This window comes from Pseudomonas sp. 2, from assembly GCF_056627435.1.
Window position 1 is genome coordinate 291,461 of record NZ_JBWXNG010000002.1, and the last position, 26,994, is coordinate 318,454.

Consider the following 26,994-nt stretch of genomic DNA (forward strand, 5'->3'; position numbering starts at 1 on the left):
CGCTTCCAAGGTTCCTGTTATGCGCCTGATAAACCGCCGCCCCGATGGTGCCAGCCGTTTGGTTCTGGTGATCCTGCCGTTCGCCCTGTTGCTGTTCGCCTACTTCACAGGCTCGGCGACGCGGCTGACGGAAAACCCCAACGACAAGCTGCTGCCCAGTGCCGTGCAAATGACCGACGCGATCAAACGCGTGGCGCTGGTGGCCGACCCGCGCACCGGCGAATACCTGCTCTGGCAGGACACCGCCTCCAGCCTGCAACGGCTGGCGACCGGCCTTGCGATCAGCGCGCTGGTGGGCCTGTGCCTGGGCATCGCTTCGGGCGTGCTGCCGCTGTTCGGCGCACCCTTGTCGCCCCTGTTGACGGTGCTGTCGATGGTGCCGCCGTTGGCGATTCTGCCGATCCTGTTCATCGTCTTCGGCCTGGGCGAGCTGTCCAAAGTGATGCTGATCGTGATCGGCATCACCCCGGTGCTGGCGCGCGATCTGGAGCAGCGCGCCCGGGAGATTCCGGTAGAACTGCTGATCAAGGCGCAGACCCTGGGCGCTTCGACCTGGACCCTGATCCTGCGCGTGGTGCTGCCGCAACTGCTGCCGCGTCTGTTGATCGCACTGCGGCTGGTGCTGGGTTCGGCGTGGCTGTTCCTGATCGCCGCCGAAGCCATCGCCTCCACCGATGGGCTGGGTTACCGGATCTTTCTGGTGCGGCGTTATCTGGCCATGGACATGATCCTGCCGTACGTGGTGTGGATCACCCTCCTCGCCTGGCTGATGGACTGGGGCCTGAAAACCCTGACCCGCAAGGCCTTTCCCTGGTACGAGGGAGCACGCCCATGAGCTTCATTTCGGTGAAAAACGTCTGGCAGCAATACGGCGAACAGGTGGTGCTCGAAGGCTTGAACCTGAGCATCGCCGAGGGCGAGTTCTGCACCATGGTCGGTGCATCCGGCTGCGGCAAGTCGACCTTTCTGCGCCTGTTGCTGGGCCAGGAAGTGCCAAGCAAAGGGCAGATCCTGCTGGACGGCCAGCCACTGGCCAACGAGCCGGACGCCAGCCGTGGCGTGGTGTTCCAGCGCTACTCGGTGTTCCCGCATCTGTCGGTGCTGGACAACGTCGCGCTGGGGCTGGAACTGCCGCGTTCCAGGCTGCTGGGCCGCTTGTTCGGCGGCGCCAAACGCGAGGCTCGCGAACAGGCGGCGGCGCTGTTGCGCAAGGTCGGCCTGGGCCACGCGCTGGACAAATACCCGAGCCAGCTGTCCGGCGGTATGCAGCAGCGGCTGGCGATCGCCCAGGCGCTGATCATGAAGCCGCGCGTGTTGCTGCTCGATGAACCGTTCGGCGCGCTCGACCCGGGCATCCGCAAGGACATGCACGCGCTGCTGCTGGAACTGTGGCGCGAAACGAAGCTGACCGTGTTCATGGTCACCCATGATCTGTCCGAAGGTTTCAACCTGGGCACGCGCCTGATGGTGTTCGACAAGGTGCGCGTCGACCCGCACGCCCCCGGTGCCTATGGCGCGCGCATCACTTACGACATTCCCCTGAACAGCGACCGTCGCGCTGCCCGCGCGGCCCTCGAATCGCTGCAATCGGCTTGAAGGATAAAAAACATGACTGACTCGTTCTCTGTATTCCCGGTATTCGCCGAAGAAACCCTGCCCGGCGGCGGCCATCTGTCGTTCGTGCTCAAGCGTGGCGAACTGCTGCGCCTGACCGACCTCAACGGCAACGCCAACGTCAGCCTGACGCTGTTCAACGCCCATGAAAAAACCGAGCGCCTGAACCTGCCCGACAGCCTCAAGTGCCAACACACCGCCAAGCTCACCAGCGGCCACTGCCTGTACTCGGACATGGGCCGCGTGCTGGCAGCGATCACCGCCGACACCTGCGGCTGGAGCGACAGCCTGGGTGGCGTGCTGTGCGCTGAAGAAGTCAGCGAAAAGTACGGCCAGGGCCGCTATCAGGAACTGCGCAACGGCTTCTTCCGCAACGGCGCCGACAACCTGCTGGTGGAAATGGGCAAGTGGGGACTGGGCCTGTCGGACCTGCTGATGACCCTGAACCTGTTCAGCCGGGTCAATGTCGACGACCGCGGCGCGCTGTCTTTCGTCCCCGGCAACTCGAAAGGCGGCGACTACATCGAACTGTATGCGCCGATGGACACGCTGGTGGTGCTCACGGCCCTGCAACACCCGATGGACCCCAACCCCGCCTACGCGCCACAGCCGGTGAAGCTGAGCTGGATGAAGGCCGACGCCAGCGTGGCCGAACACTGCCGCACCTCGCGCGAGGAAAACGTGCGCGGCTTCATCAATACCGACCGCCTGTTCGCCTGAGGATCCTGCGATGACCACAGCCGCAAAGAAAGCCCCCGTTTCCATCACCCGCATCCCCGCAGGCGAGCCGTCGCTCACCGAACTCAAGGCCGGCCAGACCCTGCGCCTGCTCGACCTCGAAGGCAATCAGGCGGTCGACACGCTGTTCTACAGCCTGGCCAACCCGCGCGAGCGTTACGACGTGCAGCGCACGCTGCGCAAGCAGAACAACGTCTACCTGAGCAAAGGCAGCGTGCTGTATTCCAACCTCGGCAAGCCGATGCTGACCATCGTCGAAGACACCTGCGGGCGCCACGACACCCTCGGCGGGGCCTGCGCGCAAGAGAGCAACACCGTGCGCTACGCCCTGGAAAAACGCCACATGCACAGCTGCCGTGACAACTACCTGCGCGCCTGCTCCCACGACGGCCGCCTGGGCAAACGCGACATCAGCCCGAACATCAATTTCTTCATGAACGTGCCGGTCACCGCCGAGGGCGGCCTGACCTTCGAGGACGGCATTTCCGGCGCTGGCAAATACGTCGAGCTGCGCGCGGAAATGGACGTGATCGTGCTGATCTCCAACTGCCCGCAACTGAACAACCCATGCAACGGTTACAACCCCACGCCCGCCGAACTGCTGGTCTGGGACTGAGCCTTTCGCGCTCACCGATTCAAGGCTTTGCCGCGAGGGACGACCTTCGCGCCGACAGTACAACAGCGGGACGGCCCGCTACCCGATGCGCAATCGTCCACTGCGATTGCTGGGGTCCAGAACATGTTCGACACACTGCTGATCGCCAACCGCGGCGCCATTGCCTGCCGCATCCTGCGTACCCTGCGCGCCCTGAACGTCGAAGGCGTTGCGGTCTACTCCGAAGCCGATGCGGCCAGCCTGCATATCCTCCAGGCGGACCAGGCCCACAGCCTAGGCGAAGGCGGCGCGGCAGGCACTTACCTGTCAGTCGACAAGATCCTCACCATCGCCCAGGCCAGCGGCGCCAAGGCGATTCACCCCGGCTACGGGTTTCTCTCGGAAAACGCAGCCTTCGCCCAGGCCTGTGAAGACGCCGGCATTGCCTTTGTCGGCCCGACCCCGGAGCAACTGCGGGTGTTCGGCCTCAAGCACACGGCGCGCGCCCTGGCCAAGCAGCACGGCGTGCCGATGCTCGAAGGCACCGAGCTGTTGGACAGCGTCGAAGCAGCCTTGAGCGCCGCCAGCTCGATCGGCTATCCGGTGATGCTCAAGAGCACCGCCGGCGGTGGCGGCATCGGCATGCGCGTGTGCCGGGATGCGGCGGAGCTTGGCGAGTCGTTCGAAGCGGTCAAGCGTCTGGGGCAAAACAATTTCAGCGATGCTGGTGTGTTTCTGGAGAAATACATCCAGCGCGCCCGCCATCTGGAAGTTCAGGTGTTTGGCGACGGCTGCGGTGAGGTCATCGCCCTCGGCGTGCGCGACTGTTCGGTGCAGCGGCGCAACCAGAAAGTCCTCGAAGAAACCCCGGCGCCGAATCTGCCCGACGGCATGGCCGAGGAACTCTGCGCGGCAGCGATCAAGCTGGCCAAGGCGGTCAATTACCGCAGCGCGGGCACCGTCGAATTCGTATTCGACAGCCTCGACCAGCGTTTCTATTTCCTTGAAGTGAACACCCGCCTGCAGGTCGAGCACGGCGTGACCGAACAGGTCTGGGGTGTGGATCTGGTGAGCTGGATGGTGCAACTGGCCGCGGGCGACTTGCCGCCGTTGCAGCAGCTGATGGCAGGCCTCGAACCGCAGGGCCACGCGATTCAGGCGCGTCTGTATGCCGAAGATCCGGGCCGGGATTTTCAGCCAAGCCCAGGGCTGCTGACCTCGGTTGAGTTTCCTGAAAACGATGGCAAACAGCTGCGCATCGACACCTGGGTCGACGCCGGTTGCGAGATCCCGCCGTTCTTCGATCCGATGATCGCCAAGCTCATCAGCTGGGCGCCAGACCGTGAGTCGGCCAGCGCGGGATTGTCCCGGGCGCTGCTCGACACGCGTCTGTATGGCGTGGAAACCAACCGCGACTACTTGCGCCAGATCATCGTTGACGCGCCATTCGCCAGCGGCCAGCCCTGGACCCGCTGCCTGGAAGGCCTGGTCTATCACGCCGACACCTTCGAAGTGCTCAGCGGCGGCACCCAGACCAGCGTGCAGGACTATCCGGGGCGCCTGGGTTACTGGGCCGTGGGCGTGCCACCGTCGGGGCCGATGGACAGCCGCGCGCTGCGTTTGGGCAATCGCCTGCTGGGCAACCCCGAAGGCTGCGCCGCGCTGGAAATCACCATGAGCGGGCCGGTGCTGCGCTTCAACACCGACGCGGTTATCGCGGTGACCGGTGCAGTGATTCCACTGGCAGTGGACGGCCAGGCACAGCCGATGAACCAGTCGATTCTGGTCAGCGCAGGCTCGACCCTGGCCCTGGGCACCATCGCCGGTGCCGGTGCGCGCAGCTACCTCTGCCTGCGTGGCGGGCTGGATGTGCCGGACTATCTGGGCAGCAAAAGCACCTTCACCCTGGGCCAGTTCGGTGGCCACGGTGGCCGTGCCTTGCGGGCCGGCGATGTGTTGCATCTGGCGCCATTGACCGACCGCGAAGCAGGGCAGCAGATTGCGCCGCAAGCGATCGCCGAGCTGCCAGCGGTCCGCGATATCCGAGTGATCTACGGCCCTCACGGCGCACCGGAATACTTCACCGAAAATTACATCGACACCTTCTTTGCCACTGACTGGGAAGTGCATTTCAACTCCAGCCGCACCGGCGTGCGCCTGATCGGGCCCAAGCCTGAGTGGGTGCGTGCCGACGGCGGCGAGGCCGGTTTGCACCCGTCCAACATCCACGACAACCCGTATGCGATCGGCGCCGTGGATTTTACCGGCGACATGCCGGTGATTCTGGGCCCGGACGGCCCGAGCTTGGGCGGGTTCGTGTGTCCGGTGACCATCATTGAGGCCGACTTGTGGCAGTTGGGGCAGCTGAAAGCCGGGGACAAGGTGCGGTTCAAGCCAGTCGATCTGACGACCGCGCGCCAACTGGCTAACGTGCCTCTGTGTGGGAGTGAGCTTGCTCACGAAGAGATCGGAACACCCTCCAGATCATTGCAACCTGAGCTATCGCTTTCGCAAGCAAGCTTGCTCCCACAGGGCGTGCGTAACGCCAGTCCGATCGTGCTGGATATCGGTGAGGACGACACCCGCCTGGTCGCCCGCCTGTCCGGCGACACGCACCTGCTGCTGGAAATCGGCGCGCCGGAACTCGACCTGGTCCTGCGCTTCCGTGGCCACGCGCTGATGCAGGCGCTGGAACGCAAGGCGCTGAGCGGCGTGATCGACCTCACCCCGGGCATTCGCTCACTGCAAGTGCACTACCAGCCCGAACAGTTGCCGCTGGCCGATCTGCTGGCGGTGGTCGAGGGTGAGTGGGCGGCGGTCTGCGCCAGCGACAACCTCGAAGTGCCGTCGCGCATCGTCCATCTGCCGTTGTCCTGGGACGATCCGGCCTGCCAGCTGGCCATCGAGAAATACATGACCACCGTGCGCAAGGACGCGCCCTGGTGCCCGAGCAACCTGGAGTTCATCCGCCGCATCAACGACCTGCCGAACCTTGATGAGGTGCAGCGCACGGTGTTCGACGCCAGCTATCTGGTGATGGGGCTGGGCGACGTCTACCTCGGTGCGCCGGTGGCCACGCCGCTGGACCCGCGCCATCGCCTGGTGACCACCAAATACAACCCGGCGCGCACCTGGACCGCCGAGAACTCGGTGGGCATCGGCGGCGCCTACATGTGCGTCTACGGCATGGAAGGCCCGGGCGGCTATCAGTTCGTCGGCCGCACGCTGCAGATGTGGAATCGCTACCGCGCCGTCGAGGCGTTCGACGGCAAGCCATGGCTGCTGCGCTTCTTCGACCAGATCCGCTTCTACCCGGTCAGCGCCGAGGAACTGCTGAAAATCCGTCGCGACTTCCCGCTGGGTCGCTTTGAGCTTGGGATCGAACACAGCACCCTGAACCTGGCCGATTACCAGACGTTTCTGGCAGAACAAGCCCAAGGCATCGAAGCATTTCGCACGCAGCAACAGGCTGCCTTCCAGGCCGAGCGTGAGCGCTGGATCGCCAACGGGCAGGCGACGTTCGAGAGCGATGAAGCCGTCGCCGAACCCAGTGAAGAAGCCGCGCTCCTGCCAGGCCAGACGAGCGTGGACAGCCACATCGCCGGCAACCTCTGGCAGGTGCAAGTCAGCGTCGGGCAAGAAGTCCAGGCCGGCGAGGTGCTGGTGATTCTGGAATCGATGAAGATGGAAATCCCGATACTGGCTCCGTTTGCCGGCGTAGTCAGGGAGATTCGCGTGCAGCCGGGCTCGGCGGTGCGCGCCGGCCAGCGTATCGTCGTGCTTCAGGCGCAGGTCTGACCCATCGTCGCAGGCGCCCTGCCCCGGGCGTCTGCGGCGCCATGGCCTCCCAGCAGAAAAGCCAACGTCGGTGGCGATACATACCTAGGCTTTTTTCGGGTATCGGACGCGACATAGTGAGTTCTTTTTCTCACTGAACGTCGAACATGAACGAACGCGCCACGCCTCCCGCCCAAACGCCTCCCATCACCCTCAATCACCGGGAAGTCCTGCACTGGTGCAACAGCCCGGTGGCCAGGCTGCTCGAAGGATCGGTCTGGATTCTCAAAACCTGGCAACTGGACCTCGATTGCCCGCCCTCGATTCAGACCTGGCTCGACCGGGGGCTGGCGACCACGCTCGAACGCCGCTGTGGCAAGGCTGTCGATCTGGATGCCGTGCAAATCGACTTCGCCACCGAACAGGATCCGGCAGTCAGCCCGTTGGGCGGCGAGCGCTACGAGCTGCGTCTGTCCCTGCGGCAAGTGGGCCGGGCTGCACTGAGTCCAGAGGCGTTTCGCGCCCTGCAGCGCTGCGCGCAATCCTGGCGCCCGGTGCACAAGGATCTGCCCGGCCTGACGGTGCAAGCATTGCTCACGCTGATCCAGCATGCCGACTGGTCATGGGACCACGAGGCCGCGGTTCGCCATTTCTGGAGAAAACACGGCAGCACCTGGGAGACGCTGGCGCGGTTATCGTTCCTGCACGGTATCTATCGCCTGCACAAGCGCAAGCGGATCACCCGCGACGGCTGCTGGCTGGCGCTGGACGTACTGGGACTGACGGACTATCCGACATCATTGCAGCAGGTGCTGGCGCGCACCGCGCCGCGGCGCTCGATCCTGCATGGCGTGATGCTCAACGACGAGTTGATCCCCGGGGTTTTTCACCTCAAATCGCGCCAGACCGGACATTGCTACCTGTACGTGCTGGGAGGGCAACTGACGTGCACCGAATACATCAGCGACCGCGCGCCCTGGAACCCGCACAAGGTGCTCCAGGCGCTCAACGACTCGGCGTGGCACCGCCTGCATCTGGACCCGGCCCAGGGCCCCAGCCGCCTGGAGCTGGGCAGCGAAATCGATGATGTGTTCGCTCACCTTCATGCTGCGCAACGCCAGTTCTCGATCCAGCACCACGATGCCGAAGCCGTCCAGGATCCTGTCCAAGCGTCGCCACTGGAAGAGTCCGACGCCCTGCTCTGGCCGATTCTGGCGGCCCTCAAGACTGTCAGTGCGCTCAACTATTGGTACGGCGACACTCAGCTGGTGGGGCGCATCCCCACGCCTCGTACAGACGCCAACGCCATCATGGGCCGCTGGATGAAACAGACTTACGGCCTGGACCTGGACCCCGAGCAGGTGTTCGTGCGTTACCTGCCGGGTACCTCGATAACGCCCTGGGGGCAGGCACGGATTCCGGCCAATCATGTGCTGGTGGTGCCAGATGAAAGGCCGGTGGCACTGGGCCAGGCGCTGCTGAACCATTTTCGCGCGCAGTCCCCCAGCGGCTATGACGACGAGGGTGGGCGCTGGGTGGTGTACCGAGACCCGACCGGCGTGGGGGAATATCGACCCGCCCACGAGCTGCCGGTCAGCGCTGCCAGCATCGAAGCACAGGTAACCCAAATTGATTTCCTGCCCCTCATGCACACTCGGCTCAAGGCTTTCTGGGACAGGCAAGGCCCGGCCATCGAACGCAGCCTGAATGCGACGCTGATCGCCCGGGCGGTGTTCGACCTGAAGAACGCCAGCCTCTCCGCCCATGGCTTCAATGAGCTGATCCTGGCGCTGCAAGAGCATCAGCGCGGCGCCATCGAGCCTCGCTCACGCTGGAACGTACTGAGCTTCACCCTGTACAGCGCACATCTGGGCGGCGATACGCAACCGGTCTGCCCGGGCCTGCTGTTGCTGCGTCATCCCCGTGGGCTGTTGCTGTATCAGGCGGGACAGCGCATCGGCTGGGTGGAGCTCGACAACCACCGGCACCTCGTGGAACACCTGCGCCGCGGGGCAAGCGATGAGCATTGGCGCAAGACGCTGCTCAACTACATGCCCGTGCGCTTTCATGCGCAGCTGGAGTACATCCTCAAACTCTGGGGCGGCGTGCTCAAACCGCTGCCGCCCGCTTCCCTGCTCCGTCCCTGGACTGACCGGCTGTACAACGAAGCCGCGCACAAGGCGCTGCGACACGAATTCACCGAGCACCCCATCGACATGGCGCCCATGGCGTTCGTGCAAGATTGCCTGCGCCAGAACAGCATCAAGGATGCCCAGGACAGTATCACCACGCACCGCGAGCTGCTGCTCGGTGACTGGCAACGGCTGGCCAACCGGCTGCAATCGTTGCTGGCACCCATGGCGCTTTTATTGCCTGCGGCGGCCATCGCCTCATTGGGCGTCGCTGCCGCCAGCCTGACGCTGGATATCCAGGCGGCCTACCTGCCAGGCCACCGGCACAAGGAGCGGCGCCAGGCGATCATGAGCATCCTGACCCTGGGCCTGCTGCAAGTGGGCCCGGCCACACCGAGGCTGCTTTGGGCGTTCGGCCGGGTCAGCACGCCGATCAATGTCCTGCGCGCCGCGCACGCCGCTCCACCGCTGCGGGCGTTCAGCCGTTGGCTGCAGCACTCCACGCACCCGCGCCAGACCTACCTGAGCACCTTTTTCAACGGCGCCGGCCCCCTGAAAAGCTGGCGAGTGGCGGGCAATGCGCTGTACGGCACGGCCCCGGTCAGGGCCTGGAAGCTGGGCCGGCGCTTCCTGCTGTGGACATCCGATCAAGGCCAGGCACGCACCCTGGTGCTGAGCAGCCATGGCCACTACCTGCCCTGGTCTCGCACCACTGCGGTGCCCAACGGCACACAGCTGTGGACCTACGCGCCCCATGGCGCCGAACTGGTGGACCCGTTGCTGCACAAGATTGTCGGGCAGTCGGTACAACCTTACTCATTGCTGGACAACGTTCAACCAACACCCGGCCCCGTCACCGGGCCGTTCACGAGTCTGCGCGAAGGACACAAGCTGATGGCCGGCACGACGCTGCCCGGGCGGATCAAGAACTACAAACTGGCGAAATTCCAGACCAGCACCCACGAGAGCTATCGCGACATCAGCGTCATCGTGCGCAACAGCAATCAGCCGGGCCTGCCGGGCCGCCTGCCGCAGACGCCCATGGACGTGCTGACCGTACGCAACCGTTTCGGTGTCACCAGCCCGAGTCTGGAAGATCTGTTCATCGAACTTGCGCAGCACGGCATTCACTACGACCGGATCTTGCTGGTGCACTGCCGCTGCTCGGCCATCAGTGCGGTACTGAGAGAGGCGCCGATCTACCAAGCTCCCGCGGGACCGGTGGCAACGACGCCCTGAAAAGTCTTTGAGGGCGCGGCGTATCAGGGCATGGCGCAACGAGTGGCCTCAGGCTAGCATGTCGGCTCAATGGACTTTTCATTACACGGACCGGTCATGCCCTTTCGTTCCACGCGCAATTCACAGCGCTCCCTGCTGTTGACGCTAGTGATCCTGCTGGGGAGCGGCTTTCTGGCGACGTCCTTGCTCAGCTACTTCGCCTCGCGCGACGCGATTCGCGACAGCATCGTCAACACCGAACTGCCTCTGACCTCGGACACGGTCTATTCGGAAATCCAGAAAGACCTGGTGCGCCCGGTGCTGCTGTCCTCGATGATGGCCCGCGACACCTTCGTGCGCGACTGGGTGGTGGCCGGGGAAAAAGACCCGCAGCAGATGACCCGCTACCTCAAGGAGGTGATGGATCACTACGGCGCCTACACCTCGTTCTTCGTCTCTAACCAGAGCCTGACCTACTACCAGGCCCGCGGCGTGCTGAAAAAGATCAGCCCCGACGAGCCTCGAGATGTCTGGTACTACCGTGTGCGCGACATGGCCGAACCGTACGAGATCAACGTCGACCCGGATCTGGCGAACAAGGACAACCTGACCTTCTTCATCAACTACAAGGTGTTCGACTACAACGACCACTTCATCGGCGCCACCGGGGTGGGGCTGACGGTCGACGCCGTGATCAAGCTGATCGACCGTTACCAACAGCGCTATCAACGCAGTGTGTATTTCGTCGACGCGTTCGGCCGCCTGGTGCTGACCGGCGCCGAGGGCGGCCCGCAAGGGGCGAAGATCGGCCAGGTGCTGCGCGAGCTCCCCGATCTCAAGGAACTGCAACAGCAGATGCCCAAGCCGCAGAGCGGCAGCTATCAATACGACTCGCTGGGCGATTCGCATTTTCTCAATGTGCGCTATATCCCGGAACTGAACTGGTACCTGTTCGTCGACAAGCGCGAGGACGGCGCGCTCACCGACATTCGCCAGTCTCTGTACCTGAACCTGACCATCTGCCTGGCGGTGATGCTGCTGGTGTTGTATCTGCTGAACCGGGTGATTCGCCGCTTCCAGATGCGCATCGAAACCCAGGCAATGATCGACAGCCTGACCGGCCTGCCCAACCGGCGCGGCTTCGACCAGCAGGCCCTGAGCGCCATCGCCGACGCCCGCCGCGAGCACAAGGCGCTGTCGGCGATGCTGCTGGACCTGGATCACTTCAAGCGCCTGAACGACACCCATGGCCACTTGGCCGGTGATGAAGTGCTCACCGGATTCGCCGATGACGTACGCCGCTGCCTGCGCGACAGCGACATCATTTGCCGCTGGGGTGGCGAAGAGTTCATCATTCTGCTCAAGGACACCAACAGCAGCGGTGCCCGACGCGTGGCCGAGAAAATTCGCCTGCTGGCCGAGCAACACACCTACGTGTTCACCGGTTCAGCCCTGCAGGTCACCGTCAGCCTCGGCCTGACCGAACTGCATGAAGACGACACCCTGCAAACCCTGATCGCCCGCGCCGACCAGGCGCTGTACAGCGCCAAACAGAGCGGTCGCAACCGGGTCTGCACCGAAATGGCAGAACCTGCATGACCAGCGATACAACCGGCCCGGACACCTGCCCCGTCTGCGGCCAGAGCAATAAATGCACCTTGGCCGACCCGCGCACGGTTGACCGGGCGTGCTGGTGCTTCACTGAAACCATCGACCCTGCTGTGCTGGCCGCGTTGCCTGAGGAGTTGCGGAACAAGGCCTGCCTGTGCCCGCGGTGTGCGGGGTTGCTGGAGTCTACAGAGGCCCCGGGTGCGTAACCCTGTAGGAGCGAATTCATTCGCGATTGGCCGGTACATCCAACACATTTCTGTCGGCTGGACGATTTTTCGCGAATGAATTCGCTCCTACAGGTTCTCAGCGTCGCGTAACATGCCGCTTCCCGACTGCACACCCACTCGCCATGCGCCTCGACCGCTTCCTCAGCAACCTGCCCCGCTTCAGCCGCAAGGACGTGCGCCTGGCGCTGCTGGCCGCCCGGGTCCGGGTCGATGGTGTGACGATCAAGAACCCGCTGCATGACGTGCGCGAGTTCAGCCAGGTCATGCTCGACGATGAAGTCCTGCAGGCCGGCAAACCGGCGCGTTACTTCATGCTGCACAAGCCGCCCGGCTGCGTCAGCGCCACGGTTGACCCGCAACACCCCACCGTTCTCGACCTGCTCGATGAGCCGGACAAACACGAGCTGCACATTGCCGGGCGCCTGGACTTCAACACTTCGGGCCTGATGCTGATCACCAACGACGGCCTTTGGTCCCGTCGCCTGACCCAACCGACCACCAAGCTGCCCAAGGTCTATTACGTCGAGACCGAGCAAGCAATCGGTGCGCACTACGTCGAAAAGTTTTCCGAAGGTTTTTACTTTGCTTTTGAAGACCTCACCACCCTGCCCGCCCAGCTGACCATACTGGACAGCCACCGCGCGCGCCTGAGCATCGTTGAAGGCCGCTACCATCAGGTCAAACGCATGTTCGGTTTCTTCGATAACAAGGTGACGCGCCTGCACCGCGAAAGCATGGGCCCGCTGGTGCTCGATCCGGCGCTCAAGCCCGGCCATTACCGGGCATTGAGGGCTGAAGAGATTCAGCAGGTCTGACGTCTTTCGACCGCTCGGCAGACTGTGTAGGACAATTCACGAACGGCACTTGCGGGTTCCCGGATCGCCTGCTTGAATCCAACCGTCGGCGCAAATGTGACCGACGAGTCACGAAAGCATTCTAAGAAACCTTTTGTCGTCACGACCGCCTCGAAGCGGCGCGTTCGGCAAATCGCCCGCCAATAACAATACCTGTCGGCAAGCGGCATCCGACCGACATGGGCTCCCTTCAAGGCGTTTGCCTACCTGTCACGAAACTCGTGCAACGTGTTTGCGCGCACACCTGTTTTTTCGTCAGGAGACATGGATATGAGGCCAGAAATCGCTGTGCTTGATATACAGGGCCAGTTTCGGGTTTACACGGAGTTCTATCGCGCAGATGCCGCAGAAAAGACCATCATCATGGTCAACGGCTCACTGGCCACTACTGCATCTTTCGCCCAGACCGTCCGCAACCTGTACCCCCACTTCAACGTGGTGCTGTACGACCAGCCGTACGCGGGCAAGTCCAAACCCCACAACATCATCGACAAACCGCTGACCAAAGAGACCGAAGGGCAGATCCTGCTGGAGCTGATCGACCACTTCAACGCAGAACACATCATGTCGTTCTCCTGGGGTGGCGCACCAACCCTGGTGGCCCTGGCGCACCGGCCCAAACGCATCGAGAAGGCCGTCATCAGCTCGTTCTCGCCGGTCATCAATGAACCGATGCGCGACTACCTGCAACGCGGCCAACAGCACCTGGGGGCATTCGACCGCTTTGAGGTCGGCACGCTGATCAACAGCACCATCGGCAAACACCTGCCGTCGCTGTTCAAGCGGTTCAACTACAAGCACGTCAGCTCCCTGGATCTGCACGAATACGCACAGATGCACCACCACATCAACCATGTGATGGAAGCCTCGACGCAAAAGCAGCTCAAAGCCGCCAAACGCATCAACGTGCCGGTGCTGTTCATGAACGGGGAATGGGACGAATACACCTCGGCCGACGACGCCAGGCTATTCAAGAACCACGTGCGTGACTGCCACTTCACCACCATCAAGAACGCAGGCCACTTTTTGGACATGGAGCATAAAAGCGCCTGCCTGGACTCGCAAAACGCCCTGTTGAGCTTCCTCACCCCGGCGCCCGAGCCCAGCCGAAACCGCTACCGACAGGTACACGCGAACCATGCATTTGCAATCTGACCATGCAGGTCTCAAGGAACGGATTCATCCGCCAGCCACCACTACGCAAAAACCGGCGGATGAATCCCGAACCTTGCTGCAGCAATGACGGATTTGGCATGAAAAGCATTTAGCGCTTCAATTCGAGGCGTGCTTCTGGTACAAAGTCAGCCGCTGAAAGCGTGCAAAGACACACGAAAAAAGCGGGTATAGTTTAGTGGCAAAACGAAAGCTTCCCAAGCTTTAGTTGAGGGTTCGATTCCCTCTACCCGCTCCAGTTTCTCTCCGGTCGCCCTCCTGCTTTCAAATGTCCTTTTCTTCGTACATCTCCGCACTTCATACCCTGTAAGAATTCCCCTCAATCTATTCCCGCGATGCAGCAAGACTGTATCCAGATTCGCCTTACTTAGAACCGCGAAACGTCCTACAGGCATAGTCATCAGCGTCCTGATTGCACGCATGTTTGATCCTGTTAGCATGCGCGCCCGGATTTTCTGGAGCAGCCATGGATCAGCTTATTGCCAAGATGTATGACGGTTTGGCCGACCACAGCGACCAAGTAGGGGGAGTGTTTCAATCGCCTGAAGAAATCAATGAATGGTACGTTCCTGTGCTTTGCCACGGTCAGCGCTTTATCATGATTTTTGGCGATATGAGCAAAGACCCTGCCGCAGAGAGCTACGCCAGAATCATTCACGCAGACGCACACCATGCGTTAGGGCCAAACGCCTTTAGCATCAAATACGCAGCCACATCTGCCTATTTTTCGAAACAACGATTTGCGCCGCTTGAGGCCGATGGAGTTATCAAGGATTTGATAAGGCGTACTGTCCCGGAAATGCTCTTGATGGCTGTACAGACCTTCATGGCATTCCAACCGCGCGCGGACGAGTTCTACTTCATCGCGGGCGCTGACTCGGACTCTCGCATCGACCGTCTGAATTTGTGGTACCACCGCATCGGTGCTAGGCTGGCCGCGTCCATTGGGTTTCGACCCGTACACCTCTTCAAGGGAGACTGGCATGGTTACCGAAAAAATGACCATTAAAGATCTTCGAAAGCTCAAGGCTGAACGCGTGGAAGCTGCATTCGCGAGAATCGAGCGCGCCATCAAGAACGGCACGCTGAAGCAAGTTGCCCCGCCTAAATCGATGTAAGGTTGGCTTTCCAATCTTCTCTGCATTCCTTTTTGCTCCCCCTTTCATGTCAAACGCCTCGATATTGTCGAGGCGTTTTTCTTTGTCATCGCATGCCTGTTCACTCGCGGCCTAAAACAATTGCTGCTTCGGTAGCGCGCACCAATCTTCTTTCCAGATATCCCCAATCAAATCTTTTCGCTTCTTGAGATACCACGCCCGCGCGTAGCCTGATCCCATCCAAGTTCAGCAGGCAACGACAATGAACAAAGCTCAAGCATCCCCCCACAACGGGACCTCCCATACGCAATCCCCCAACAGCAAATGGGGCATCGCATCCGGATTCTCCGCAAGTCTGGTCGGCATCGGCTTGGCGCGCTTTGCCTATACGCCGTTGTTGCCTGCGATCATCGATGCGGGCTGGTTCGATTCTTCCAAGGCGGCCTACTTGGGCGCGGCGAATCTTGCGGGGTATTTGCTGGGGGCGCTGACGGGTCGGGTGATGGCGCAAAAATCTTCTGACGCCTTTGCCTTGAGGGCGATGATGCTGCTGGCGAGCGTTGCGTTTTTTGCCTGTGGGTTTCCGATTTCCTATCTGTGGTTTTTCGTCTGGAGGCTGCTGTCCGGCATTTCCGGGGGTGCGTTGATGGTACTGGCCGCGCCTGCGGTGCTTGCCCACGTTGCGCCGTCCAAGCGTGGCTTGGCCGGCGGGATCATTTTCATGGGCGTGGGGGTGGGTGTCGCGGCGTCGGGAACGCTGGTGCCGCTGTTGTTGCAGCAAGGCTTGCAGCATACCTGGTTGGGGTTGGGCGTGATTTCGCTGGTGTTCACGGCGATTGCCTGGACGGGTTGGCCGACGCAGACGTCCGCCGCTGTGAGCAGCGCGCAACATCCGCGTCAATCGAAAAACCATACGCTCAAGGCGTTGTATGCCGAGTACGCCCTGAATGCTGCTGGCTGGGTGCCGCACATGATTTTCCTGGTAGCCTTCGTCGCCCACGGGTTGGGCAAGGGGCTTGAGGTCGGGGCGCAGTATTGGGTGCTGTTTGGCATCGGCGCGACCCTGGGACCGTTGCTGGCCGGCGTGCTGGCGGACCGCGTGGGGTTCGGGCGCGCCTTGCGCTTGTCCTTTGTGCTGGAAGGGATTTGCGTGTGCATTCCGGCACTGACCACCGGCAGCGCCTGGCTGATGGCATCGAGCATCGTGGTCGGGGCGTTCGTCACCGGCACCGTGCCGCTGGTGCTGGGCCGGGTGCAGGAATTGCTGGCGCACCATCCCGCCCAGCAAGGCCCGGCCTGGCGTACCGCGACAGTGGGTTTTGCGCTGTTCCAGGCCGTGGCGGCTTACGGGTTTTCGTACCTGTTCTCGGCCACGGGCGGGACTTATGCGCTGCTGTTCGTGATCGGCACCGCAGCCATTGCGCTGGCACTGATCATCGATCTGGCCGCCACGCGCGCGTCATTGTCCTGATGCACGTCATGCAGAAACGCCGCCAATGCACTGGAGAAATGACTGTCCAGCCGCCGCACAAATACTGTCTCTACTTGTGACAGCGCAGGCGGCAGTTCATGTACCGCAATCAGCCCCTGCTGCCAGGCACTGGCGACCACGCCGCGGGGCAGCAAGGTGATGCCAACGCCCGCTGATACACAAGCGATGATGGCGTCGATGGAACCGAATTCCAGCGGCTCGGGCGCCACAATGCCCATGCTCGCGAGCAGTGAATCCAGGCGCTGTCGATACGAGCAACCGATGCGGAACACCACGGTTTTCAGGTGAGTGGCCGAGGGGATCATCTCCAGCGAGCGAATGGCGCGGGACGTCACCAGCACCAATTCTTCCTGGAAAACCGCCTCAGCCTGCAACTCAGGATGGCTGACCGGCCCGGCCACGAAGGCGCCTTCGAGCTTACAGTCGACCACGTCCTGAATCAGGCTGTTGGTGGTGCCAGTGCGAATCAACGGCCGCACCTCGGGCCAGGCCTTGGCAAACCGGGCGATCAACAAGGGAAGGCGCAACGCCAGCGTGGTTTCCAGCGTGCCGATTTCAAGCACGCCTGACGGCTGGCCGTCATCACGGGCAGCGGCTGAAGCATCACTGAGCAATTTGGCGAGCCGACCGGCGTAAGGAAGGATGCGCCTACCGGCCGGTGTCACTTGAACACCCTTGGCGCTGCGCTGAAACAGGGAGACGCCGAGCTCATCTTCGAGGGATCGGATTCTGGCAGAGACGTTGGACTGCACGGTATTGAGCTCAATGGCGGCCTTGTTCATGCTGCCGTGCCGGGCCACGGCGTCGACCACTTTCAGATCGGTAACGTCCAAAGACTCACCTGCTATCTCGATGATTGATAACATGGCGCATAGGCCATGCTTATTCGAGATTAATCCGGCATCCCTGCAAAAACAAGATGACGCGAGCGCCGGGCAGATTGGGGAATATCTGCCTGACGCCCGCGTCCGGGCACAGCGTGATCGCGAATAGGCGATCAGAACGAGTAGTCGGCGCTCAGCATGAGTCCACGACCGGCACCCGGCAGGCCGTAGCCACGGCCGTTGTAGGTGGACCAGTAGTGTTTGTCGAACAGGTTGTTGACGTTCATGCGCACGTCGAGATCGCGGGTGGCCTGCCAGCTGACCATCGCGTCGTGAACCACATAATCAGGCACGGTGGTCTGGCCCGAGCGGGTCAGCACGGCGCCCTGGCCGCGATAGATCTTCACCTCGTCGACATAGCGCACGCCATAACTGACTGACACATCCATCGGCAGCTTGTAGGTGGTCCACAGGTTCAGCGCATTCTGGGGCGTGTTGGCCAGTTCCAGGCCTTCCTCGGAGCCGTTGTAGGCCTTGGTCAGCTTGCTGTTTTCGTGGATATAGCCGCCGTACACCGACCAGTTGCGGGTGATGTTGCCGGTGCCGGACAGCTCCAGGCCGCGCACGCGCTCCTCGCCGCCGGTGAATGCGGTGCCTTCGTCGTCATCGATGAAGGTCAGTTGGCGCTTCGTCTCGAACACGTCGCCGGTCAGCTCCAGCGCACCGTCGTACAGTTCCCACTTGGTGCCCAGCTCATAGGTCTTGCCGCGATCACCCTTGGTCGAGGCGATGTTGCCAGTCTGCGCCACGGCCAGCACGCCTGACGGCTGCTTGGCGTTGGCGTAGCTGATATAGAAGCTGCCGTTGTGCACCGGTTTGTAGACCAGCGCAGTGTGCACGCTGGTGAGTTTTTCCGACTGATCGGAGTTGCCCAGATCGGTCCAGGCAGCGGTCTGGCTGGCGCGGCTCTCGTTATCGGTGACGCGGGTGTCAAAGTGGTCCTGACGCGCAGCCAGGTGCAGCTGCCAGTTGTCGTTGAACTTCAGCGTATCGAGCAGGTAGAACGCCTTGTCGGTCTGCTCCACCGACTGTTTGGCGGAGTAGTAGGTGTTGGCGCTGAACGGGTACTTCGACCAGTCGTTGCTGGACACCGGCAGGCTGCCCATGCGCGCGCGGTCGGCGGCAGTCAGGGCGCCGGTTTTCGAGTCCAGCGTCTGTTTGCTCAGGTCAAAACCACCCACCAGCGTGTGGCCGATACCGAAGGTGTCGACCTTCCAGGTCAGGTTGGTCTGGTTGCTGAAGGTCTCGTTGGTCTGGGCCCGCTGCGGTGTGTTGACGTTGCGGCGGTAAATGCCATTGCCCGCCTGAATGCCCGGCGCTCCGGCCGTGGTGTCGCCGCCTGGCGTGGTGATGAAGTAATCGTGGTTCAGGTGGAAATAGGTGAACTGGGTGTCGAAGCTCAGCGCGTCGTTGAAGTCGTGGGCGAACTTCATGTTCAGGCGATGGGATTCGTTGTCTTCGTAGTTCAGGTTGCGCCAGCCCCAGTAGCTGTTCCAGCTCGCGCCGCCAGCACGGCTCGGGCTGCTGCCGTTGGTGCCGTTGACGGTGGGGATGCCGTAGTCGGGGTTGCTGTTGTCGTGGATGTATTCGTAGGCAACCGTGAAGCGGGTATCGGTACCCAGACCCAGCGCCAGGGACGGTGCGAAACCGTAGCGCTCGTCGTTGACCCAGTCCCGGCCGTCGACGCCGGAATTGTTACCCATGATGTTCAGGCGAAACGCCGCGCCCTCGCCCAGGCCGTCCAGCGTGTGGTTCACGTCCAGGGTGCCGCGGCGATAGTCCGCGGTGCCGACGCCAGCGCTGACATGGTTGAAGTCGTCGAGCACCGGCGCCTTGGTCACCAGGTTGACCGCACCACCGGTCGCGCCTACGCCCCAGCCAGCAGAGCTGGAACCCTTGAGCACTTCCACCGACTCGGTGTTGAAGAAATCGTTGCGCGAATACTTGGCCGGATCGCGCACGCCGTCGCGATAGATGTTGCCGTCGGCGTTGAAACCGCGAATGGTCAGGCTATCCCCTACCCCGCCGCCGCCTTCACCGGAGTTGAAGGTGATACCCGGCACGTTGCGCAGCGCGTCCTTCAGACTCTGGGCGTTCTGCTCCTTGAGCACCTGCGAATTGATCACCGTCACGCTCTGCGGGGTGTCCAGCAGCGGCTCGGTGGACTTGGACGAACTGAGTTTTTCGCTGTTGTAGGGCGAATCGCTCTGGCTGTCGACGTTGGTCGCCGGCAGGGTCAGATCGCCAGCAACGGCTTGGCCAGCCTGGGCCGGATCCGCCGCCCAGCTCGACATCGGCAACGCCATGAACGTCGCCAGCCCCATCAGCGGCGCCAGTGTTTGAGAACGAGGTGAGGCAAGCGACAAGCTGACGCTGCGCGAAAGGTTGAGTCGGGTTGGGGAGGACATCAGTCGGCCTTCGTGGAGGAGAATAGATCGCATTCACAACAGCGAAATTCTATCAATCACGATTTGCCGGCTTTTCAGGGATTTGTAATGGCGATGCGCGGGACTGGGGGGATAACACAATTCATTACATTTCAGTGCCCCGGGCTTGAACAAAGGAAAGCCCCGATTGCATCGGGGCTTGATCCTTGGTCTCAAGATTATTTCTTCGCTTTTGCCTTGGCCTTCGGCGCCGCTTTCTTTTCATCCGGCGCTTTCATCTGCGCCACCTGCGCCTGCGCCCGCATCGCCGTACGTTCCTGATGGGCAGGCAATGAAGCGGCAAAGGCCATGGCCTCTTCGCGAGTGTCGAACGTGCCGAGGCGGTCGTGATGGGTGCAGACCCGCCACGGGCCGTTGTTGACGTTGATCACGTCGTAACCATTGAAATGCGTTTTGCTGAGCATCGCACTGTGCATGGCAACCTCCCTCTCGTGTCGAGAGTGTTGTGAGTGTTTTTTCCCGAAAGACCTTACACCCGGCGGCACGTGTTCCGACCGCCGCAGGACAGGTGGTCGTCAGGGTTTGAGCGGTATTTCCTCGTCTTTTTCCGACAGGCTTTTCCCATCGTCCGGGTGTTTCCAGGTTTGTGGCGGCGGTGTTTCGCGGTCCTGGTCGCGAGTATGCTCAACCCGTTCGAATTCACGGGCCTGGCGTTCGGCCTCATTGCCTTTCGTCGTTTCCATGGGATTCGGATTCGGGCCGGGGCTTTGCGCTGCGGGGGTATTCACTGGATCGGTTTTCATCATCACCTCTCAAGCGAAGCGGGCTATAGGTTCATGGCAGTGGGTTCATGGATTAGAAGCGTGCTCACTGCAGCCGTTCGAAAAATCTGCCAGGCGGTGTGGCCGTTCTGTGAGAGAGGGATCCGGCGTTGACACACCGGCCGCGCTTTCCTATAAGTCCACTCCGTTCTGGCCGCCGGTCAGCCTCATCAACTGATTGCGAAGCGACACGATGGAATTCACCGATTTCGACACCGAACTGGCCGACTGGACCGAGCTGCAACACACCCACCCGTGCAGCGGTTTGCTGTTAGGCAACGGCGCAAGCCGGGCGGTCTGGAAGAATTTCGCCTACGACTCGCTGTTCGAACTGGCGCAGACCACGCGCAACAAACCGCTGAGCCCGACCGAGCTTGCGCTGTTCAAATCGATGGAAACCGAAAACTTCGAGCCTGTGCTCAGCGGCCTGAAAGTGGCGATGCGGGTGAACGCTGCGCTGACCATCAGTTCGTCGTCGCCGCGCAACCGCTACTTCGCGATCAAGGAAGCGCTGATTCACGGCATCCGCTCGGCGCACATTCCCTGGCGGCTGATGCAGGCGTCGAGCATTGCGCAGATCAGCCAGGCGCTGAGCCAGTACCAGACCGTCTACTCGACCAACTACGACCTGCTCGCCTACTGGGCCGTGATGCACGGCGCGCAGCCGTTCGACGACCTGTTCGATGACGACGCCGTGTTCAACCTGCACCGCACCGCCAGCCATGCCACGCGCATCCTTTATCTGCACGGCGGCATGCATCTGGTGAAGAACTTCGACGGCACCACGCGCAAGCTGTTGTCATCGGAAAGCACCCTGCTGGGCAGCTTCGCGGTCAATGCGCTGGAAGACGTGCCCCTGTTCGTCTGCGAAGGCCGCAGCGCCGACAAGATGAAAATCATCCGCGGCTCGGACTACCTGTCGTACTGCCACGCCCAACTGGCCGGGCATCAGGGCGCACTGTGCATCTTCGGCCACGCGCTGGGCAAACAGGACCGGCACATTCTGGACGCCGTGCTGCAAGCCCGCCCGACAGCCCTGGCGATCTCGGTCTTCCCGCGCAGCGATGCGTTCATTCAGCACCAGAAACGCCACTACAGCGCACTGTTCGAGGGGCAGAACATGGAGTTGAAGTTTTTCGATGCTGGGACGCATCCGCTTGGGGATGCTCGGCTGCAGGTGCCGGTGGAGCGGTTGAAGGAAATCGCGGAACTGAAGAAAGGTTGATCATCCCTTTCTCCGGTTAAAGCAAAGCCGCCCGAAGGCGGCTTCTATCGACACGCAGCAGAACTTGCATCGCCCCGGCTGCGCCGCTGAGTCAACCGCATGATGCAGGGCTCAGACTCCTTTCAGCTTTCGCTGACAACGTGCGCAGTATGAGTAGCCAACATCGACGTTTCAAGACTAGGAAAGCAATTCAGAAAAGTCCCACGGCCCTACGCGGCGCACCCTGACAAAATCCCTCGACTCTCCCCGCCCAAACAAAAACCGGGCCTGCAAAGGCCCGGTTCTCAACGCATCAAACCACCACCGTTTCCTGTCTTCCCAGCGTCAATCGCTCACTCGTTACCTTCCGACAAGGCACCAACGGCAACCACGTTACCGGCAGCATTTTTATTGACGCTGCCGGCCAGTGATCCGCTGTGGATCCGGGCACTGGTCAGGGCGGCAAGGCGGTCGCTGCTCGTCGAATGACCGACGCTCGCTGACCACTGAGCCGCTACAGTCGCCATCCATGCGAACAGAAACATCACGACACCTTGCAACGCCCACTTTCCGATGACCGACACGATCGTTCTCCTGGCTAATTTCGACGGCAACCATTTGACCTTCAAACTGTTGCAGCAAGATGGCATTCAAGTTTTGAACCAACATTTAGTCCGTCCAAAGCGCCTTTCGAAAAATCCTCATGAACGGCATTTTTCCCTTGTAACCACAAGTGTACGGTCGATTCTGTCGCTATCTGTTAAGGGGGCTCGTGCCGGATTTGTGGCTGAATGGATGCCTGCTTTTTATCCCTGCATCCATAACAACAAGGCACGATTGAACATGTCTTCTCGCGAAAACACCGGCATGGCCCTCGGCCTGCTCGGGGTGGTGATCTTCAGCCTGACCCTGCCCATGACCCGCATCGTCGTCCAGGAAATCCATCCATTGCTCAACGGCCTGGGTCGAGCCCTGTTTGCGGCGATTCCGGCCGCAGCGCTGCTGCTCTGGCGGCGTGAGAAGTGGCCGACCCGAGCGCAGTTCAAAGGGCTGATGGTGGTCGCGCTAGGGGTGATCGTCGGATTTCCCGTGCTCTCGGCCTGGGCGATGAAAACCCTGCCCGCTTCACATGGCGCGCTGGTCAACGGACTGCAACCGCTGCTGGTGGCGATTTATGCCGCCTGGCTGTCCCACGAGCGCCCGTCCAAGGCCTTCTGGGGCTGTGCGGCGATGGGCAGCGTGCTGGTGCTCGGCTATGCGCTGATCAGCGGCGCGGGCAATCTTCAGGCCGGGGACCTTTTGATGGTCGGCGCGGTGGCGATTGGCGGGTTGGGCTATGCCGAAGGCGGCAGGCTGGCCAAACAGATGGGCGGCTGGCAGGTGATCTGCTGGGCACTGGTGATTTCGATTCCGGTGCTGGTTTTCCCGGTGGGTTACCTGGCGGCGCAGCATGAAGGCCCGATTTCGGCGGGTGCCTGGTGGGCATTCGGTTACGTGTCGCTGTTCTCGCAGTTCATCGGTTTCTTCGCCTGGTACGCAGGGCTGGCCATGGGCGGCATCGCGCGGGTCAGTCAGATCCAACTGGTGCAGCTGTTCTTCACCATGGCGTTCTCGGCGCTGTTCTTCGGCGAGCACATCGAGCCTATCACCTGGATTTTCGCAGCCGGTGTGGTGGTCACGCTGGCGATCGGGCGCAAGACCGCGGTCATTGCGCCCAAACCTGTGGTGGCGACCCGGGTTTAACCGAGCAATCCGTCGGCCTGGAGCAGCGTCTCCAGGCATTGCTCGTGGATGTTGTAGAAGGTTTTCAGTTCCTGAATCTTCGCCAGCAGCTCGGCCGGGTCGACCGGCGTGGCGCGCTTGACCGCCAGAATCATCTTGTTCTTGTTGGTGTGTTCCAGCGAAATGAACTCGAACACTTTGGTCTCGTAGCCGCAGGCTTCCAGTAGCAGGGCTCGCAGCGCGTCGGTGACCATTTCCGCCTGCTGGCCCATGTGCAGGCCGTACTGCAGCATCGGCTTGAGCAGCGTCGGGCTCTGGATCTGCAGGCGAATCTGTTTGTGGCAGCACGGCGAGCACATGATGATCGCAGCTCCCGAGCGGATGCCGGTATGAATGGCGTAGTCGGTGGCGATGTCACAGGCGTGCAACGCGATCATCACGTCCAGCTCGCTGGGCGCCACCGAACGCACGTCGCCGCATTTGAACACCAGCCCTGGGTGCTCCAGCCGCGCGGCCGCGTTGTTGCACAGGGTGACCATGTCTTCGCGCAGTTCCACGCCCGTTACGTTGCCTTCGGCCTGCAGGGTGTTGCGCAGGTAATCGTGAATGGCAAACGTCAGATAACCCTTGCCCGAACCGAAGTCCGCCACGGTCACCGGCTTGTCGAGCGCGATCGGCGAGGTGCTCAAGGCGTGGGAAAACACCTCGATGAACTTGTTGATCTGCTTCCATTTGCGCGACATGGCCGGGATCAGCTCATGCTGCTTGTTGGTCACGCCCAGATCGGTGAGAAACGGCCGGCTCAGCTCCAGATAGCGTTTTTTCTCGCGATCGTGCTCGGCCGAGGGCGCAACCCGCGGCTGCGCGGACTTGTTGCGAAACAGCGTGCTCTTGCCCTTCTTGCTGAACTCCAGCTGCACCTCATCGGTGAGCGACAACAGGTGAGCGTTCTTGAACGATTCCGGCAGCAGGCTGGCAATCAGCGCCAGGGCTTCAGCGAGCGGGTGGTTCTTGGTGATGTCGCGGGTCTTGTAGCGATAGACGAAGGACAGGCAGGGCTGATCCTTGATCGTGGTCGGCTTGATGATGATCCGCTGCAACTCGGCTTCGCTGCCCACATGCTTGGCCAGCACCAGCTTGATCAGCGAGTTCTGGGTCAGGCAGGTGTCGAGCAGGCTCAGGAACTCGGCGCGGTGATCCTGTGCCGAAGGGGTGTTGGGTGCAGTGGCGGACATCGGGTACAGCCTCGGGAAGCGAAAATTGCGAGGGCGGTATTTTAAGGCCGGTTCGGCGGATGTGTGGATTTAATTACGGCGCCAACACCACCAACCGATTTGGCAACTCATTGCGCGGCTGGGTCACGGGCACCTGATCGGCCAGCACTTCGCCACAGGAACGAATGCAGCCCAGAAACCCTTCGAGAATCTTGCCTTCGCGCACAAGCCCGGTGAACACGTCGACCATCGAGCGCCAGACCAGATCATCCACGTGCCGGGCGATGCCGTCGTCGACGATGATTTCGACATAGCGCTCCGCCTCGCTGACGAAGATCAGCACGCCGGTGCCATTGGCCGTCGCGTGCAGGTTCTGTTCGAGAAACTGCCGGCGCGCCAGGCTTCCCGCGCGCCAGTGGCGCACCGAGGCGGGCACCAGGCGCGAGGTGACGTCCGGATGCCTGCATATCAGCGCCACTACGATGAACGTGGCGATCTGGGTCAGCAGCAATTCATTGGCGTTGAGCCAGCCGGGATAGAAGTTGATCAGCCCCGGCAGCAGCAACGCCAACAGCCCGGCCCAGATCAGTGGCACATAGGCGTAATCGTCGGCGCTGGCGGCCAGCACCGTCACCAGTTCCGCGTCGGTCAGCCGCTCCACCGCCTCGACCGCCTGGGCTACCTGCCGTTGTTCGTCTTCAGTCAGCAATGCCATGCATCACAACCCTTTGAAATGAACGACTACCAGCCACCTGACGCACCGCCGCCGCCGAAACTGCCGCCCCCGCCGCGCATGCCGCCCGAACCACCCGAGCCTCGGGAACCGAACCCGCCGCTGCCGCCCGAACCGATGTAGCCACCGCCCAGGCCGCCGAAGGCTCGCCCCCAGCGCATGTTGATATAGATGAAGGCAACGAACAGCACCAAGTAAAACAGGCTCATTTTCCAATCGGTGACGTCATCGCCACCCGAGGCGCCGACCACAGGCTCGGCAAGCGGATCGCCGCCGAGCACCTGCACCATCGCCTCGGCGCCCTGAGTGATGCCGGCGACGAAATCGCCCTGTTTGAACGCGGGCGTGATGATCTGGTTGATGATCACCGAAGACTGCGCATCGGTGAGCCGGTCCTCAAGGCCGTAACCCACTTCGATACGCACCTTGCGCTCTTCCTTGGCCACGATCAGCAGCGCGCCGTTGTCCTTGCCTTGCTGGCCGATGCCCCAGAAGCGCCCCAGCTGATAGCCGAAGTCCTCGATGGTGCTGCCCTGAAGATTCGGCACCGTCACCACCACGACCTGCTCGGTGGTCAGCTCCTCATGAGCGCGAAGCATCTGCGCGATGTGCTCGCGGCTCTGGTTGTCGAGCATGCCGGCTTCGTCGACCACCTGGCCGCTCAACGCCGGAAACTTCAGCACCGCTGAGGCAACGCCTGCAAAAAGCCCCAAACACAGCGCCAGGAAAACCAGCCGCGAGCGCCAAAGCATCAGAATTTCACCTGGGGCGCCTTGTCGGCATCCGCGGCAGTGGCTTCGAAGTTCGGCCGGATCGGCAAGTCGCTGTACATCACCGTGTGCCAGAGCCGCCCGGGGAAGGTGCGGATCTCGGTGTTATAGCGCTCGACCGCCGCGATGAAGTCACGCCGGGCCACGGCAATGCGGTTTTCCGTGCCTTCGAGCTGGGATTGCAGCGAGAGGAAATTCTGGTTGGATTTCAGATCCGGATAACGCTCGGACACCACCATCAACCGGCTCAAGGCCCCACTGAGTTGCCCTTGCACGTCCTGGAATTGCTTGAGCTTGGCCGGATCGTTCAGGGTATTGGCATCGACCTGGATCGAGGTGGCCCGGGCGCGGGCTTCGATCACTGCGGTCAGGGTTTCCTGTTCCTGCTTCGCATAGCCTTTGACCGTTTCCACCAGATTGGGGATCAGGTCGGCGCGGCGCTGGTACTGGTTCTGCACCTGGGCCCAGGCGGATTTGACCTGTTCGTCGTAGGTCGGAATGTTGTTGATGCCGCAACCGGCCAGCAGCGTGCTCAGCAGCATCAGCAGTGTTAGTGACAAATTGTAACGACTGCCCCGAATGTGCCCCAAACGCTCTATTTGCATGGTCTGTGCCCTCCTTCCAGTCCTTGAATCGGTGTTTCGATCAGCGCCCCGCCAGACATGACTTTAGCCAAATCGGGCGATCCCCGGCATAATCTTGGCCCATCGCGTCATCAGGGCTCTGGATTG

24 protein-coding genes and 1 tRNA gene are annotated in these 26,994 nt (G+C 61.8%); 16 read left to right on the forward strand and 9 right to left on the reverse strand.

What is annotated here, in order from left to right:
• The first annotated feature begins 19 nt into the window (after positions 1-19).
• From AC1MEK_RS04330 to AC1MEK_RS04395, 14 genes are all read left to right on the forward strand, one after another.
• Complete coding sequence (locus AC1MEK_RS04330; protein ID WP_480395027.1) at positions 20-835, forward strand: ABC transporter permease; 816 nt, start codon at positions 20-22, stop codon at positions 833-835.
• Positions 832-1,596 carry an ABC transporter ATP-binding protein gene (locus AC1MEK_RS04335; RefSeq protein WP_480395028.1) on the forward strand — a complete coding sequence of 255 codons (765 nt, stop codon included), beginning with the start codon at positions 832-834 and terminating at the stop codon, positions 1,594-1,596. The genes AC1MEK_RS04330 and AC1MEK_RS04335 overlap by 4 nt, the downstream gene beginning before the upstream one ends.
• A 12-nt stretch (positions 1,597-1,608) precedes the next feature.
• On the forward strand, positions 1,609-2,334 hold the full coding sequence (locus tag AC1MEK_RS04340; protein ID WP_480395029.1) for an urea amidolyase associated protein UAAP1: 726 nt from the start codon (positions 1,609-1,611) through the stop codon (positions 2,332-2,334).
• A 10-nt stretch (positions 2,335-2,344) separates the two neighbouring features.
• Complete coding sequence (locus AC1MEK_RS04345; protein WP_480395030.1) at positions 2,345-2,968, forward strand: urea amidolyase associated protein UAAP2; 624 nt, start codon at positions 2,345-2,347, stop codon at positions 2,966-2,968.
• Between the two features lie 123 nt (positions 2,969-3,091).
• The gene (gene uca / locus AC1MEK_RS04350) at positions 3,092-6,745 is read left to right on the forward strand and encodes an urea carboxylase (RefSeq protein WP_480395031.1); all 3,654 of its coding nucleotides are present in this window, start codon (positions 3,092-3,094) and stop codon (positions 6,743-6,745) included.
• 146 nt (positions 6,746-6,891) lie between these two features.
• The gene (locus tag AC1MEK_RS04355) at positions 6,892-10,095 is read left to right on the forward strand and encodes a dermonecrotic toxin domain-containing protein (RefSeq protein ID WP_480395032.1); all 3,204 of its coding nucleotides are present in this window, start codon (positions 6,892-6,894) and stop codon (positions 10,093-10,095) included.
• A 96-nt stretch (positions 10,096-10,191) separates the two neighbouring features.
• On the forward strand, positions 10,192-11,673 hold the full coding sequence (locus AC1MEK_RS04360; RefSeq protein ID WP_480395033.1) for a sensor domain-containing diguanylate cyclase: 1,482 nt from the start codon (positions 10,192-10,194) through the stop codon (positions 11,671-11,673).
• On the forward strand, positions 11,670-11,891 hold the full coding sequence (locus AC1MEK_RS04365) for a cysteine-rich CWC family protein (RefSeq protein ID WP_480395034.1): 222 nt from the start codon (positions 11,670-11,672) through the stop codon (positions 11,889-11,891). The genes AC1MEK_RS04360 and AC1MEK_RS04365 overlap by 4 nt, the downstream gene beginning before the upstream one ends.
• 143 nt (positions 11,892-12,034) lie before the next feature.
• Positions 12,035-12,727 (forward strand): pseudouridine synthase, encoded by a 693-nt coding sequence (locus tag AC1MEK_RS04370; protein ID WP_480395035.1) that lies wholly within the window; start codon positions 12,035-12,037, stop codon positions 12,725-12,727.
• Positions 12,728-13,036: 309 nt separating this feature from the next.
• Complete coding sequence (locus AC1MEK_RS04375; protein WP_480395036.1) at positions 13,037-13,921, forward strand: alpha/beta fold hydrolase; 885 nt, start codon at positions 13,037-13,039, stop codon at positions 13,919-13,921.
• Between the two features lie 182 nt (positions 13,922-14,103).
• Positions 14,104-14,177 (forward strand) — tRNA-Gly (locus AC1MEK_RS04380).
• Positions 14,178-14,405: 228 nt separating this feature from the next.
• Positions 14,406-14,948, forward strand: coding sequence for a hypothetical protein (locus AC1MEK_RS04385; protein ID WP_480395037.1), 543 nt, complete (start codon positions 14,406-14,408; stop codon positions 14,946-14,948).
• Positions 14,923-15,057: a hypothetical protein gene (locus tag AC1MEK_RS04390; protein ID WP_480395038.1), complete on the forward strand. Its 135-nt coding sequence runs from the start codon at positions 14,923-14,925 to the stop codon at positions 15,055-15,057. The genes AC1MEK_RS04385 and AC1MEK_RS04390 overlap by 26 nt, the downstream gene beginning before the upstream one ends.
• A gap of 241 nt (positions 15,058-15,298) precedes the next feature.
• Positions 15,299-16,507, forward strand: a complete 1,209-nt coding sequence (locus AC1MEK_RS04395) for a YbfB/YjiJ family MFS transporter (RefSeq protein ID WP_480395039.1) — start codon at positions 15,299-15,301, stop codon at positions 16,505-16,507.
• Here AC1MEK_RS04395 and AC1MEK_RS04400 read toward each other — a convergent pair.
• The 4 genes from AC1MEK_RS04400 to AC1MEK_RS04415 form a co-directional block, all read right to left on the reverse strand.
• Entirely contained in the window at positions 16,420-17,361 is a 942-nt protein-coding gene (locus AC1MEK_RS04400) for a LysR family transcriptional regulator (protein ID WP_480395040.1), read from the reverse strand. The two genes, AC1MEK_RS04395 and AC1MEK_RS04400, sit on opposite strands and share 88 nt — an antisense overlap.
• Before the next feature lie 164 nt (positions 17,362-17,525).
• A complete protein-coding gene (locus tag AC1MEK_RS04405) occupies positions 17,526-19,820 on the reverse strand; it encodes a TonB-dependent receptor (protein WP_480395041.1) in 2,295 nt (764 codons plus the stop codon).
• A gap of 197 nt (positions 19,821-20,017) precedes the next feature.
• Positions 20,018-20,275, reverse strand: a complete 258-nt coding sequence (locus AC1MEK_RS04410) for an SPOR domain-containing protein (protein ID WP_480395042.1) — start codon at positions 20,273-20,275, stop codon at positions 20,018-20,020.
• A 99-nt stretch (positions 20,276-20,374) separates the two neighbouring features.
• Positions 20,375-20,605, reverse strand: a complete 231-nt coding sequence (locus tag AC1MEK_RS04415; protein ID WP_480395279.1) for a hypothetical protein — start codon at positions 20,603-20,605, stop codon at positions 20,375-20,377.
• Positions 20,606-20,813: 208 nt separating this feature from the next.
• Here AC1MEK_RS04415 and AC1MEK_RS04420 point away from each other — a divergent pair, with 208 nt between their 5' ends.
• Complete coding sequence (locus tag AC1MEK_RS04420) at positions 20,814-21,845, forward strand: DUF4917 family protein (RefSeq protein WP_480395043.1); 1,032 nt, start codon at positions 20,814-20,816, stop codon at positions 21,843-21,845.
• A 332-nt stretch (positions 21,846-22,177) separates the two neighbouring features.
• Here the strand turns inward: AC1MEK_RS04420 and AC1MEK_RS04425 are convergent, their stop codons facing one another.
• Positions 22,178-22,408 carry a hypothetical protein gene (locus AC1MEK_RS04425; RefSeq protein ID WP_480395044.1) on the reverse strand — a complete coding sequence of 77 codons (231 nt, stop codon included), beginning with the start codon at positions 22,406-22,408 and terminating at the stop codon, positions 22,178-22,180.
• Positions 22,409-22,667: 259 nt separating this feature from the next.
• Between AC1MEK_RS04425 and AC1MEK_RS04430 the strand changes: the two genes are divergently transcribed.
• Complete coding sequence (locus AC1MEK_RS04430; protein WP_480395045.1) at positions 22,668-23,567, forward strand: DMT family transporter; 900 nt, start codon at positions 22,668-22,670, stop codon at positions 23,565-23,567.
• Here AC1MEK_RS04430 and AC1MEK_RS04435 read toward each other — a convergent pair.
• The 4 genes from AC1MEK_RS04435 to AC1MEK_RS04450 form a co-directional block, all read right to left on the reverse strand.
• Positions 23,564-24,781 carry a class I SAM-dependent methyltransferase gene (locus tag AC1MEK_RS04435; RefSeq protein ID WP_480395046.1) on the reverse strand — a complete coding sequence of 406 codons (1,218 nt, stop codon included), beginning with the start codon at positions 24,779-24,781 and terminating at the stop codon, positions 23,564-23,566. The genes AC1MEK_RS04430 and AC1MEK_RS04435 overlap by 4 nt on opposite strands.
• Positions 24,782-24,854: 73 nt before the next feature.
• A complete protein-coding gene (locus AC1MEK_RS04440; RefSeq protein ID WP_480395047.1) occupies positions 24,855-25,475 on the reverse strand; it encodes a TPM domain-containing protein in 621 nt (206 codons plus the stop codon).
• A 26-nt stretch (positions 25,476-25,501) separates the two neighbouring features.
• Positions 25,502-26,245, reverse strand: a complete 744-nt coding sequence (locus AC1MEK_RS04445) for a TPM domain-containing protein (RefSeq protein ID WP_480395048.1) — start codon at positions 26,243-26,245, stop codon at positions 25,502-25,504.
• Positions 26,245-26,805: a LemA family protein gene (locus tag AC1MEK_RS04450; protein ID WP_480395270.1), complete on the reverse strand. Its 561-nt coding sequence runs from the start codon at positions 26,803-26,805 to the stop codon at positions 26,245-26,247. Before AC1MEK_RS04450 ends, AC1MEK_RS04445 begins: the two co-directional genes overlap by 1 nt.
• Positions 26,806-26,994: the final 189 nt, after the last annotated feature.